Origin of the sequence: Nonomuraea sp. SBT364 (assembly GCF_001083785.1) — a bacterium.
Taxonomy (GTDB): Bacteria; Actinomycetota; Actinomycetes; order Streptosporangiales; family Streptosporangiaceae; genus Nonomuraea.
This window is the reverse complement of record NZ_LAVL01000106.1, coordinates 1-12743: the sequence shown is the minus strand read 5'-3', so window position 1 is coordinate 12743 and position 12743 is coordinate 1. Positions and strand designations below refer to the sequence as shown.

Sequence of the window (12743 nt, the reverse complement as noted above, 5' to 3'; positions counted from 1 at the left end):
ACCCCTCTACCAGGCGACGGGTAGCTTCTCCACGCCGTAGACGATGGCCAGCTTGCGCCACGGGATCTCCCCGGCCACGTGCAGGTCGGGGAAGCGGCGCAGCAGCGCCCTGAAGGCGATGCGCATCTCCATCTGCGCCAGCGGCGCGCCGATGCAGCGGTGGATGCCGTGTCCGAACGCCAGGTGCGAGCCCGCGGTCGCGCGGCCCGGCCTGACCTCGTCCATGTCCTCGCCGAGGTTCGGGTCGCGGTTGGCGGCGGCCAGCGAGCAGAGCACCAGCTCGCCCTTCTTGATCTGGTGCCCGTGCAGCTCCAGGTCCTCGCGGGCGAAGCGCGGGAAGGCCACCTGCACGACCGTCATGTAGCGCAGCAGTTCCTCGACGACGTCGTTGACGTAGCCGTCGACCTCGCGCACCTTGGCGGCCTGCTCGGGGTTCTCCAGCAGCCACAGGGTGCCGAGCGCGAGCATGCTGGTGCTGGTGTCGTGGCCGCCGGTCAGCAGGCCGTCGGCCATGCTGGCGAGCGTCCGGTCGTCGAGCTCGTCGCCGTGCTCGCGCAGCAGCTGGCCGAGCAGCCCGTCACCGGGGTTCCGCCGCTCGCGGGCGACCAGGTCCGTCAGGTACGTCATCGCGTCGTTGATCGCCTGCAGCGACGCCTCCGGCCCGGCGGTGAAGTCGAAGCGGTCCGTGCTGAGCTTGACGAAGTCCGCCCGGTCCTCGTACGGGACGCCGAGCAGCTCGCACACCACCAGGGACGGGATGGGGAGCGCGAACTCCTCCATCAGGTCCACCGGCGAGCCCTTGGCCTCCATCCGGTCCAGGTACTCCTCGACCATGGCCTCGATCCGCGGCTCCAGCCTGCGCAGCCGCCGCATGGTGAACTCGGGCGTCAGGTACTTGCGCAGCCGGGTGTGCTCGGGCGGGTCGCGGAAGCCGAGGCCGCCCGGGTCCTCCTGGTTGGAGCCCAGGCCGATGACGCCGGCGAAGTCGTTGCTGAAGCGCTCGTGATCGCCGAGGACGCCGCGCACGTCGTCCCATCGCGTCACCAGGTACACCGTCTGCCCGCCCGGGATCTCCATCGGGAAGACCGGGTGCTCGGTCCTGATGCGGGAGAGCTCTGCGGCCGGGTCGAACCCGTCACGCATGAACTGGACGAGCGGGAACTCTGAGTCTGACATCGAAATCCGTCCTGCTGGGATGCATCGCACCATGTTGGGATAAATCCCTGCATAGATGGTCCCATCCATGACGGGTGGGTCGTGCCCTCCGAAAGGACGAGATTTCATCTCATCTGATGATGAGATTCCGCTCAGCCGACCGCAAGTTCCCTGGTCATCTCGTCCGGCGGCGGCGCCGACCGCTCCACGGCGTGCGACGGCGGCTCGGGCAGCGGCGCCCGCTCCGTCAGGGACGGCGGCGCCGGTCTGGGCCTGCGCGGCTCCCGCACCCCGCCGTCGCCGCCACCGCCGCCACCGCCTTCGCCGCCGTCACCACCGCCGCCGGGGGCGGGTCGTCCTGCCCCGGGCCGTGCGGTCCGAGGGGCCCGAAGCTGGGGACGCCGCTCGGGTAGACGCGGCGCTTGCGCGATCTCTTGCCCACAACCCCTCCAAGAGGCCGACCGCGCTCCATTCTGAGCTCCGAACCCGGCTCACGCGACAGCCAGAAGGTTGCTGTTTGGTACGATCCCGCCGCTTTTCGTGCTGGTGGGACGTACGTGGAAAGACGGGCAAACTGGGGCGGCAGGCGGCGTTTGGCGTACAAGATGGCGACATTCTGCGATGATCTCGTCGTTTGGAGCCCGAGACTGAGCCTCACGGATAGTGACTGATGCCCACATTCGAGGAAATAGCGGCCTTCATCACCGAAAAGCCGCTCGCGACCGCCGTCATCACCCTTCTCGCGCTGGCCGGGCTGGGGCTGGCCTTCCTGGTTCTCAGGGTCGTCTGGCGGGCCACCGCCTGGGTGGTCGCCCGCTACGTCGCGCCCCGCCCGATCGAGGACCTGCTGACCATCGTCGCCGCGTCCATCGCCACCGGCGTGTCCGCCCAGGGCATGTGGCGCTTCTCCGGCGACGTCCTCGGTCTCGACGGGCCGCTCAGGCTGCTGCTGTTCGCCTTCATCGAGGTGGCCATCATCACCTCGGCCGTGCGCGCCCGGCGCAACATGCGCGAGAACTTCTCCGCGGGCATCGACGGCATCGCCGTGTGGGCGCTGACCTGCCTGACCGCCGTGCTGTCCAGCATGGACGCGCGCAGCCTGCCGGAGGCGATCTTCCGGCTGGCCGCGCCGCTGGTCGCCGCCTGGCTGTGGGAGCGGGGCATGGCCATCGAGCGGCACCGCATCCGCGGCACCGGGCGCATCAACTGGCGGCTCACCCCCGAACGGCTGCTGGTCAGGCTGGGGCTGGCCGAGGTCAGCGACCGCACCGCCAGCGAGGTCGACGCGCACCGCCGGCTCACCCGCGTCGCCCTGGCCGCCAAGCGGGCCAAGGCGCTGCGCGAGGGCGGCGGCTCCGAACGCAAGATGCGCGCCGCGCTGGCCAAGCTCGACAAGGCCATGGACCAGGCCGTCGAGCACACCGGCCTGGCCGTCGACCAGGCCCGCCAGGAGGCGCTGCTGGCGCAGATCGCCGCCCTCTACAACACCTCGGCGCTCATCGACGCCGCCCCCCGCGTGCCGTGGGAGCCCGAGGCCGGCCACCAGCCGGTGCCCGCCCGCCCCGCGCTGCCGCCGGCGCTGGCCGAGCTCGTCGACGAGGAGGACGAGGACGTCGACGTGCTCGACGCCACCCCGCAGGTCGTCGACACCGCCCAGCGGGCCGCGCTGATGAGGGCCGCCCGCGCCTACTGGGACCGGCAGATCGCCAAGGGCCTCGTGCCGCGCACCGTCGACATCGCCCAGGAGATCGGCATCTCGCTGGCCACCGCGCGCGAGTATCGTGCCCTGTGGAAGCTGGAGCCGCGGGCCCACGCCCTTATCGAGGCGCTGTTCCACCAGCACGGCATCGTCGACACCGGCGCCTTCCCCGCCATCGCCGACGACGGGCGGGTGCTGACGAAGTCCTGAACGAACGGGGGCGCGAGGGTGCGCGAGCGGACGCTCGAACGGGTCAGGAAGCTGCTGGCCAAGGCCGAGCGCACGGACAACGAGCACGAGCGCGCCACGTTCATGGCGGCGGCGTCGGCGCTCATGGCCAAGTACGGCATCGACGCGCTCGACCCCGCCGAGCCCCGCCGGGCGCCCGGCGACCGGATCGTCACCCTGCCGGGGCCGTGGGCCAGGGAGAAGGCCCGGCTCGTCAGCCTGGTCGCGCAGGCCCTGCGCTGCCGGCCGCTGCTCATCGGGCGGGGCGACGGCGGGCAGCGGGTGCACGTGTTCGGGTTCGCCGCCGACCTGGAGCGGGCCGAGCTGCTGGCCACGTCGCTGCTGCTGCAGATGGCCTCCGGGCTGGCCCGGGTCAGCCCGCCCGACGGGGTGAGCGCCGTGCGGGCCTACCGGCGCTCATGGCTGCTGGGCTTCACCGACGAGGTCTACCGGCTGCTGCGCGAGGCCGAGACCCGTGCCGAGGAGGAGTCGCCCGTCGCCGGCACCGCCCTCGTGCTGGCCGACCGCCGCGCCGAGGTCGAGCGCGCGGTGGCCGCCGCCTACCCGCGCATCCGCCTCAGCGTCCCGCGCACCAGCGGCACCGGCTACCGCGACGGCGTCGCCGCGGGCCGCCGCGCCGAGCTCGGCCGCACCGGCGTGCCCGCCGAACCGGCCCGCGAGCTCACCTGACGGCCGCGGGTCAGCTCAGGGCGGCCGACACCAGCGAGCGGGCCTCCTCCTGGACCTCGGCGAGGTGGCCGGGCCCGCGGAAGGACTCGGCGTAGATCTTGTAGACGTCCTCGGTCCCCGACGGCCGCGCCGCGAACCAGGCGCTCGCCGTCGACACCTTCACCCCGCCCAGGCTCGCCCCGTTACCCGGCGCCGAGGTCCGCACGTCGGTGATGGCCTCCCCGGCCAGCGTGGAGGCCGTCACCTGATCGGCCGACAGCTTCCCGAGCACCGCCTTCTCCTCCCGCGTGGCGGGCGCGTCCACCCGGGCGTAGGCGGGCTCGCCGTACTCGGCCGTCAGGTCGCGGTAGTGCTCGCTCGGCGACCTGCCGGTGACCGCCAGGATCTCCGACGCCAGCAGCGCCAGGATGATCCCGTCCTTGTCCGTCGTCCACGGCGACCCGTCGCGCCGCAGGAACGACGCCCCGGCGCTCTCCTCGCCGCCGAAGCCGAGCGACCCGTCCAGCAGCCCCGGCACGAACCACTTGAACCCCACCGGCACCTCGTACAGCCGCCGCCCGAGCGAGGCGGCGACCCGGTCGATGACGCCGCTGCTCACCATCGTCTTGCCCACCCCGGCGTCCCCCGGCCAGCCGTCGCGGTGCCCGTACAGATAGGAGATGGCGACGGCGAGGTAGTGGTTGGGGTTCATCAGCCCGTCGGGCGTGACGATCCCGTGCCGGTCGGCGTCGGCGTCGTTGCCGGTGGAGACGTCGTACGCGTCGCGCCCGGCGATGAGGGAGGCCATCGCGTACGGCGACGAGCAGTCCATCCGGATCTTGCCGTCCCAGTCGAGCGTCATGAACCGCCACGTGGGGTCGGCCTGCGGGTTCACCACGGTCAGGTCGAGCCGGTGCCGCTCGGCGATCTCCCCCCAGTAGGCCACGCTCGCCCCGCCGAGCGGGTCGGCGCCGATCCGCACCCCGGCCGCCCGGATCGCGTCCAGGTCGACCACCGACGGCAGGTCGTCCACGTACGCGCCGAGGAAGTCGTGCCGCCCGGCCGCCGCGAGCGCCTTGGTGTAGCTGACGCGCGGCACGTTCTTCAGCCCGCCGGTCAGCAGGCGGTTGGCCCGGTCCTGGATCCAGGAGGTGGCGTCGGAGTCGGCGGGGCCGCCGTGCGGCGGGTTGTACTTGAAGCCGCCGTCGGACGGCGGGTTGTGCGACGGCGTGATCACCACCCCGTCGGCGAGCCCGGTCGTGCGCCCCCGGTTGTGGACGAGGATCGCGTGCGAGACGGCGGGCGTGGGCGTGTAGCCGTCGCGCGAGTCGACGAGCACCCGCACCCCGTTGGCGGCGAGCACCTCCAGCGCCGACACCCGGGCGGGCTCCGAGAGCGCGTGCGTGTCGATGCCCAGGAACAGCGGCCCGTCGGTGCCCTGTGCCTGCCGGTATTCGCAGATGGCCTGGGTCGTGGCCAGGATGTGGTCCTCGTTGAAGGCCGTGCCGAGCGACGACCCGCGATGCCCCGAGGTGCCGAACGCCACCCGCTGCGCCACCTCGCCGGGATCGGGCTGGAGCGTGTAATAGGCGGTCACCAGCCTGGCGACGTCGACCAGGTCGGCGGGCTGAGCGGGCTTGCCCGCGCGTTCGTGGGTCATGAGGCCACTTTACAAACGGTCTTCCGCATGGCTCCGGCAACACCCTGAGTGATCAGGTTACACTCGCGGTGCGGCCACTAGAATGGAGTTCTGTAGCTATGCGATTCGGACTTCTGATCAACGAGCCCCAGGGCGACGACCCGCTCGCCGAGCTGAGCGATCGCATCGCCCAGGCGGCGGACGACGGCTTCGACTCGGCCTGGATGTCGAACATCTTCGGCCTCGACGCGCTCACCGCGCTGGCCGTCGCCGGCAGCCGGGCGGGCGGCGGGATCGAGCTCGGCACCGGCGTGGTGCCGACCTACCCGCGCCACCCGGCCGTGCTGGCCCAGCAGGCCATGACCGTCAACGCGGCACTCGGCGGGCGTCTGGCGCTCGGCATCGGGCTGTCACACAAGCTGGTCATCGAGGACATGTTCGGCTACAGCTACGACCGCCCGGCCCGGCACATGAAGGAATACCTGGAGATCCTGCTGCCCGCCACCCGCGGCGAGCAGGTCTCCTACAGCGGCGAGACGCTCAGCGCCAACGTGCGCCTCGGCACCCCGGGCGCCGGGCTCCCGGTGCTCGTGGCCGCGCTCGGCCCGCGCATGCTCAAGCTCGCCGGCACCGTCGCCGACGGCACCGTGCTCTGGATGACCGGCCACAAGACCGTCGCCGGGCACATCGCCCCCACCATCAACGCCGCCGCCGAGGAGGCCGGCCGCGAGCGGCCGCGCATCGTCTGCACGCTGCCCGTGTGCGTCACCGACGACACCGCCGCCGCGCGGGCCCGCGCCAACGAGATCTTCGAGGTGTACGGCAAGCTGCCCTCCTACCGGGCCATGCTGGACCGCGAGGGCGCAGAGGGGCCCGGCGACGTGGCGATCATCGGCGACGAGGACTCCGTCCGCGAGCAGATCGAGGCGCTCGCCCCGGCCGGCGTGACCGATTTCGTGGCCGCCGTCTACGGTGACCGCGAGCGGGCCAGGCAGGTTCTCCTCGGCGCGTCTAAAGGGTGAGCGGCGGGCGCCTGCCTAGACTCCGCAAAGGTGAAGCGCTTGCTGCATGGCATCGACGTGTCCAACTGGCAGGGTTCCGTCGACTGGGCCGACCACGCCCGGTCCGGAGTGGCGTTCGCCTTCGCCAAGGCCACCGAGGGAGGAGACTGGACGGACCGGTGGTTCGCCCGCAACTGGGAAGCCATGCGTGAGAACTGGATCGTCTGCGGCGCCTACCACTTCGCCCGTCCCAAGGGCGACCCCGAGCAGCACGCGCGTCACTTCCTGAACACGATCAGGCAGGCCGGCGGGCTGCGCCGCGGCGACCTGGTCGCGCTCGACCTGGAGGCCAACGACGGGCTCAAGCCCGACGAGGTCGCCCGCTACGCCCGCCGCTGGTGCCGGGCCGTCGAACGGCAGGCGGGCCTGCGCCCGTTCATCTACACCTTCCAGTCCTTCGCCGGCGCGGGCAACTGCGCCGGCCTGGCCGAATACCCGCTGTGGATCGCCAGCCCGCACAAACCGCGCGGCAAACCGGCCGTGCCCGGGCCGTGGCGTGACTGGACCATCCACCAGCACGCCAACAGCCCCGTCGACCGCAACGTGTTCGAGGGCACCCGCCGGGAGCTGACCAGGCTGGGGTACGACCCGCGATAGCATCGGATCTCATCGATCCGCGTGCTATCCAAGGGAGTCACCGTGTCAGCCGAGCTACGCATCACCCTCGCCGGAGCCGAGCGTGTGGTCGCGGCCGGCACGACGGCCGGCGACGCCCTGGAGGCCGACGGGCGCGCCGTCATCGCGGCCCGCGTCAACGGCGAGGCGCGCGACCTGGCCCACCGCCTCGCCGACGGCGACGTGGTCGAGCCCATCGAGGTGTCCAGCGACGAGGGCCGGGCCATCGTCCGCCACTCCACCGCGCACGTCATGGCCCAGGCGGTGCAGGAGCTGTTCCCCGAGGCCAAGCTGGGCATCGGCCCGCCGGTCGACAACGGCTTCTACTACGACTTCGACGTCGACAAGGCCTTCCACCCCGACGACCTCAAGCGCATCGAGAAGCGCATGCGCGAGATCGTCAAGCAGGGCCAGCTGTTCTCCCGCCGTCCCGTCACCGACGAGGAGGCGCGCGAGGAGCTCGCCGGCGAGCCCTACAAGCTGGAGCTGATCGGCCTCAAGGGCGGCGCGGCCGACGAGGAGGCCGTCGAGGTCGGCGCCGGGCAGCTGACCATCTACGACAACCTCGACGCCAAGACCGGCGAGCTCCACTGGAAAGACCTGTGCCGGGGCCCGCACGTGCCCTCGACCCGGTCCATCCCGGCCTTCAAGCTCATGCGCTCCGGCGGCGCCTACTGGCGCGGCAGCGAGAAGAACCCGCAGCTCCAGCGCATCTACGGCACCGCCTGGGAGTCCCGCGACAAGCAGGACGACTACCTCAAGCTGCTGGAGGAGGCCGAGAAGCGCGACCACCGCAAGCTCGGCGCCGAGCTCGACCTGTTTAGCTTCCCGCCGGAGCTGGGCAGCGGGCTGCCGATCTTCCATCCCAAGGGCGGGATCATCCGCAAGGAGATGGAAGACTACATGCGGGCGCGGCAGGCCGAGGCGGGCTACGAGTTCGTCAACACGCCGCACATCACCAAGTCGTCGCTGTTCGAGACCTCCGGCCACCTGCCGTGGTATGCCGACGACATGTTCCCGGCCTTCGAGCTGGAGGGCGTCGAATACCGCGTCAAGCCGATGAACTGCCCGATGCACAACCTGATCTTCCGGGCGCGCGGCCGCTCCTACCGCGACCTGCCGCTGCGGCTGTGCGAGTTCGGCTCCGTCTACCGCTACGAGAAGTCCGGCGTGGTGCACGGCCTGACCCGGGTGCGCGGCATGACGCAGGACGACGCGCACATCTACACCACCCGCGAGCAGATGGCCGACGAGATCAAGTCGCTGCTGCGGTTCGTGCTCAGCGTGCTGCGTGACTTCGGCCTGTCCGACTTCTACCTGGAGCTGTCCACCCGCGACGACTCCGAGAAGTTCATCGGCGACCCCGCCGAGTGGGAGGAGGCCACCGAGGCGCTGCGCCAGGTGGCGACCGAGTCGGGGCTGACGCTCAAGGACGACCCGGGCGGCGCGGCCTTCTACGGGCCGAAGATCTCCGTGCAGGCCAAGGACGCCATCGGCCGCACCTGGCAGCTGTCCACCATCCAGCTCGACCTCAACCAGCCCAAGCGGTTCGGCCTGGAATACCAGGCGGCCGACGGCAGCCGGCAGACCCCGGTCATGATCCACCGGGCGCTGTTCGGCTCCGTCGAGCGCTTCCTCGGCGTGCTCACCGAGCACTACGCGGGCGCCTTCCCGCCCTGGCTGGCGCCGGTGCAGGTGGCGGGCATCCCGATCGCCGACGCGCACGTCCCCTACCTGCAGGACGTGGCGAAGAAGCTGCGCGAGCGCGGCATCCGCGTCGACATCGACGCCTCCGACGACCGGATGCAGAAGAAGATCCGCAACGCCCAGAAGTCGAAGGTCCCGTTCATGCTCCTCGCGGGCGACGACGACATCGCCAACGGCGCGGTGTCGTTCCGCTATCGCGACGGAGAGCAGAAGAACGGCGTTGCGGTGGACGAGGCGATCGACGAGATCGTCAACGCGGTCGAGCGCCGCGTCCAGGTCTGACCGGCCGACGACCGGCCGTCACCGGCTGAAGAGGCGGAAGGCGATCGCCGGGCGGCCACCGAACCGCCCGGCCGTCTCGGAGGTGTAGCCCTCGATGAGCGAGCGCGCGTACACCTCCGGCGGGTCGGTGCTCAGGGCCTCGATGTAGGCGCGGTGCTCGGTCAGCGACCGGATGCCGGCCTCGAGGCCCGCCGTGACGTCGACCGCGTGCGTGGGGTCGTCGGTGCCGGCCACGGCGACCCAGCGCACGCCGTCCCAGGGCTCGGCGCCGAGGTCGGGGAAGATCCAGCGGTTGCCGGCGTCGGCGGCGGCGTCGAGCGTGGCCCGGCCGACGGCCCGATGGTCGGGCGTGTTCCAGTAGGTGCCGCCCCAGGTGTCGGCGAAGTTGAGCGTGATCAGCAGCTCCGGCCGGTGCCTGCGGATGGCCGCGGTGATGTCGCGGCGCAGCGCGAGACCATACTCGATCACCCCGTCGGCGTGGTCGAGGAACTCCACGGACGTCACGCCCACGACGGCCGCGCTGGCCCGCTCCTCCCGCTCGCGCAGCGGGGCGGCCTCGGCCGGGGCCAGCGTGTCGATGCCCGCCTCGCCCTTGGTTGCCACCAGGTAGGACACCTCGCGGCCGTCGCCGGTCCACGTCGCCACGGCCGCCGCGCAGCCGTACTCCAGGTCGTCGGGGTGAGCCACCACGGCGAGCGCGCGCCGCCAGTCGCCGGGCATGGGTTCGAGCTGATCCATGTCCTCACCCTAGAACGTACGATGGCCAGCGGGGCGAAGGGGGACAGCGATGGAGCAGGCGGCGGAGACGATCGCGGCGGGCGATCAGGCGGCGTTCGCGCGGCTGGCCGAGAGCTACCGGCACGAGCTCCAGGTGCACTGCTACCGCATGCTCGGCTCCTACACCGACGCCGAGGACATGGTGCAGGAGGCGCTGCTGAAGGCGTGGCGCAGGCGGGAGACGTTCGAGGGGCGCTCGTCGTTCCGCGCGTGGCTCTACCGGATCGCCACGAACGTCTGCCTCGACGCGCTGGCCGGCCCGCGCTCGCGCGAGGTCGTGGTCACCGTGGGCGCGGCGCCCGCCGAGGTGCCGTGGCTGCAGCCGTACCCGGACCGGCTGCTCGACCTGGCCGGGCCGGGGGAGGGCGAGCCTGACGCGCTCGCCGTCGCCCGCGAGACGATCGAGCTGGCCTACCTGGCGGCCATCCAGCACCTGCCGCCGCGCCAGCGGGCCGTGCTCATCCTGCGCGACGTGGCCGGCTGGCCGGCCGAGGAGACCGCGGGCGCGCTGGAGCTGAGCGTGGCGGCGGTCAAGAGCGCGCTGCAGCGCGCCCGCGCGACGCTGCGCGCCCACCTGCCGGAGCGGCGCGCGGAGTGGGGCCCGGCGACCGAGCCGAGCGCGGAGGAGCGCGCGGTCCTGCGCCGCTACATGCGCGCCTCGGAGGCGGGCGACCTCACCGCGCTGGCCGCGCTGCTGCGCGAGGACGCCCGCCAGACGATGCCGCCGGCCACGCTGCTGTACGACGGCCGCACGGCGATCCTCGGCATGTGGGCCCCGGTCACCGAGGGTCCCGAGGCGTGGGGCGAGTGGCGTTCGCTCGCGGTGACGGCCAACCGGCAGCCCGCCGCCGCCAACTACGTGCGGCGGCCCGGCGAGACGTCCTTCACGGCGGTCAACCTCGACGTGCTGCGGGTCGAGGACGCCCTGATCGCGGAGATCATCACGTTCGGCCCCGAGCTGTTCCCCGCCTTCGGCCTGCCCGCCACCCTCTGAAGATTTCTCCCAGGAGACCGATTCCTTTCCCCGCGCCCCGCCGTCATACGGGCATGACTATCGACATGCAGCTCAAGGCCCTGGACCGGCTCGTCGGCACCTGGCGGGTGACCGGCGGAGCGGAGGGCACCGTCTCCTACCGCTGGATGGAGGGCGGCTTCTTCCTCGTCCAGGACGTCGACCTGGTCCAGGACGGCCAGCCCGTCAAGGGCGTGGAGATGATCGGCCGCGAACGCGCGTTCGGCGCCGACAAGCCGAGCGAGGACATCAAGTCCCGCTACTACGACAGCCAGGGCGCCACCCTCGACTACGTCTACGAGCTCGACGGCGACACGCTCACCATCTGGGGCATGGAGAAGGGCTCGCCCGCCTACTACCGGGGCACGTTCTCGGCCGACGGCGACACCGTCACCGGCGCCTGGGTGTACCCGGGCGGAGGCGGCTACCCGTCGGACATGACCCGTGTGAGGTGAGCCGCGCCGGGGTGGACGCGGCCTGTGGTGAACTGGGCTCGTGCGCGTCGCCCTGGTCGTCCTCGCCGTGCCGGTGCTGCTGGCCGCCCTGCTCTGGCTGTTCCAGCGGAAGCTGATCTACCTGCCCGACCGCGGCCCGGTGCCGCCGGCCGGGCAGGTGATCCCGGGCGCCCGCGACGTCGTCCTGACCACCGCCGACGGGCTGCGGCTGGCCGCCTGGCACGTGCCCGGCGACCACCCGGTGACCGTGCTGGTCGCGGGCGGCAACGCCGGCAACCGCCTGCACCGCGCGCCGCTGGCCAGGGCGCTGGCGGCGCACGGGCTGCCGGTGCTGCTGATGGACTACCGGGGCTACGGCGGCAACCCGGGCAGCCCGGACGAGGAGGGGCTGTTCCAGGACGCGCTGGCGGCGAGCCGGTTCGCCGGCGACGGGCCGGTGATCTACTTCGGGGAGAGCCTGGGCGCGGCGGTGACCACCCGGCTGGCCACCGTGCGGCCGCCCGCCGGGATGGTGTTGCGCTCGCCGTTCACCGACCTGGCGGCGGCGGGGCAGGTCAACTACCCGTTCCTGCCGGTGCGGGCGCTGCTGCGCGACCGCTTCCCGGTCACCGGGAGCCTGGCCGGCGTGCGGGCGCCCGTCGTGGTCGTGTACGGCACCGCCGACACGATCGTGCCGCCGGAGCAGAGCAGGGCGGTCGCCGGGGCCGCCGGCGGCCCGGTCACCGTCGTCGAGGTGGCCGGCGCGGGCCACAACGCCCCGGCCTTCCTGACCGGCCCCGAGCTCATCGGGGCCGTCACGGATCTGGCCGACCGGATCCGCGGCCCCCGCTGAATCTCCGCGGCGTCAGAACGGCTCCTCGTCCGGGGGCTCCTGCGCGGCGCGGCCCTCGCCCGGGAGGCGGACGTCGTCGACGGTCACGTTGACCTCCATGACCCGCATGCCCAGCATCCGGCTCACGCTCCCGGCCACGTTCGCCTTGACCTCCGCGGCGACCTCCATCACCACGTGGCCGTACTCGACCACGATCGTCAGGTCGATCGCCACCTGCCGGTCGTGGATCTGCGCGCTCACGCCCTGGTTGCCGCGCCGCGACCCGATGCCGATGCGGTCGCGTACGGACTCGAAGGCGCGCGCGAGGTCGCCGCCCATGTCGGCGACGCCCGGCACCTCCTGCGCCGCCAGCGCCGCGACCTTCTCCACCACCTCGTCGGCCACCGTGATGCGGCCCTTGACGGGGGCGGGGGGGGGGGGGACGCCCTCCCGTAACCGGGCGCGGGGGGCGGCGCCGGTCAGCGGGACCGACTCCGCCGCGTGTATCTCCCGGTAGTAGGCGGCGGGGCGGCGGATCGTCTGCGCCGCGGTGTTGACCAGGATGTCCAGGGGGTCGAACCGGTCGTGCACCGCGTCCAGGAGGCCGGCGACGCCGGGGAGGGCGAGGAGGGC

At 72.4% G+C, this 12743-nt stretch carries 13 protein-coding genes; 8 read left to right on the top strand and 5 right to left on the bottom strand.

From position 1 onward, the window contains the following. Positions 1–6: 6 nt before the first annotated feature. Together ADY59_RS32970 and ADY59_RS50505 are read right to left on the bottom strand one after the other, a co-directional pair. Complete coding sequence (locus ADY59_RS32970; RefSeq protein ID WP_156325876.1) at positions 7–1176, bottom strand: cytochrome P450; 1170 nt, start codon at positions 1174–1176, stop codon at positions 7–9. A 226-nt stretch (positions 1177–1402) separates the two neighbouring features. Continuing rightward, the gene (locus ADY59_RS50505; RefSeq protein WP_156325875.1) at positions 1403–1597 is read right to left on the bottom strand and encodes a hypothetical protein; all 195 of its coding nucleotides are present in this window, start codon (positions 1595–1597) and stop codon (positions 1403–1405) included. Positions 1598–1825: 228 nt separating this feature from the next. Between ADY59_RS50505 and ADY59_RS32965 the strand changes: the two genes are divergently transcribed. Next, on the top strand, positions 1826–3064 hold the full coding sequence (locus ADY59_RS32965) for a hypothetical protein (RefSeq protein ID WP_049570563.1): 1239 nt from the start codon (positions 1826–1828) through the stop codon (positions 3062–3064). 18 nt (positions 3065–3082) lie between these two features. Then, positions 3083–3772: a DUF2786 domain-containing protein gene (locus ADY59_RS32960; protein WP_049570561.1), complete on the top strand. Its 690-nt coding sequence runs from the start codon at positions 3083–3085 to the stop codon at positions 3770–3772. Positions 3773–3782: 10 nt separating this feature from the next. Here the strand turns inward: ADY59_RS32960 and pgm are convergent, their stop codons facing one another. Then, positions 3783–5411 (bottom strand): phosphoglucomutase (alpha-D-glucose-1,6-bisphosphate-dependent), encoded by a 1629-nt coding sequence (gene pgm, locus ADY59_RS32955; RefSeq protein ID WP_049570560.1) that lies wholly within the window; start codon positions 5409–5411, stop codon positions 3783–3785. A 98-nt stretch (positions 5412–5509) separates the two neighbouring features. On the opposite strand from pgm, the gene ADY59_RS32950 reads away from it, so the two are divergent. The 3 genes from ADY59_RS32950 to thrS are packed head-to-tail and all read left to right on the top strand — an operon-like array spanning position 5510 to position 9055. Then, positions 5510–6412, top strand: a complete 903-nt coding sequence (locus ADY59_RS32950; protein WP_049570557.1) for a TIGR03564 family F420-dependent LLM class oxidoreductase — start codon at positions 5510–5512, stop codon at positions 6410–6412. A gap of 30 nt (positions 6413–6442) precedes the next feature. Beyond that, positions 6443–7048: a glycoside hydrolase family 25 protein gene (locus tag ADY59_RS32945; RefSeq protein WP_049570556.1), complete on the top strand. Its 606-nt coding sequence runs from the start codon at positions 6443–6445 to the stop codon at positions 7046–7048. 42 nt (positions 7049–7090) lie between these two features. Then, positions 7091–9055, top strand: a complete 1965-nt coding sequence (gene thrS / locus ADY59_RS32940) for a threonine--tRNA ligase (protein ID WP_442937760.1) — start codon at positions 7091–7093, stop codon at positions 9053–9055. A gap of 18 nt (positions 9056–9073) precedes the next feature. Here thrS and ADY59_RS32935 read toward each other — a convergent pair whose 3' ends face one another. Next, complete coding sequence (locus tag ADY59_RS32935; RefSeq protein ID WP_049570550.1) at positions 9074–9793, bottom strand: PIG-L deacetylase family protein; 720 nt, start codon at positions 9791–9793, stop codon at positions 9074–9076. A 49-nt stretch (positions 9794–9842) separates the two neighbouring features. Between ADY59_RS32935 and ADY59_RS32930 the strand changes: the two genes are divergently transcribed. From ADY59_RS32930 to ADY59_RS32920, 3 genes are read left to right on the top strand one after another with little or no spacing between them, the layout of a single operon-like run. Then, positions 9843–10826 (top strand): RNA polymerase subunit sigma-70, encoded by a 984-nt coding sequence (locus ADY59_RS32930; protein WP_049570547.1) that lies wholly within the window; start codon positions 9843–9845, stop codon positions 10824–10826. Positions 10827–10879: 53 nt separating this feature from the next. Continuing rightward, positions 10880–11299: a hypothetical protein gene (locus tag ADY59_RS32925; protein WP_049570544.1), complete on the top strand. Its 420-nt coding sequence runs from the start codon at positions 10880–10882 to the stop codon at positions 11297–11299. Positions 11300–11339: 40 nt separating this feature from the next. Beyond that, positions 11340–12131, top strand: coding sequence for an alpha/beta hydrolase (locus ADY59_RS32920; protein WP_049570541.1), 792 nt, complete (start codon positions 11340–11342; stop codon positions 12129–12131). Between the two features lie 12 nt (positions 12132–12143). Here ADY59_RS32920 and ADY59_RS32915 read toward each other — a convergent pair. Further along, a partial coding sequence (locus tag ADY59_RS32915) for an Asp23/Gls24 family envelope stress response protein (protein WP_197093972.1) occupies positions 12144–12743 on the bottom strand: 600 nt, incomplete at its 5' end.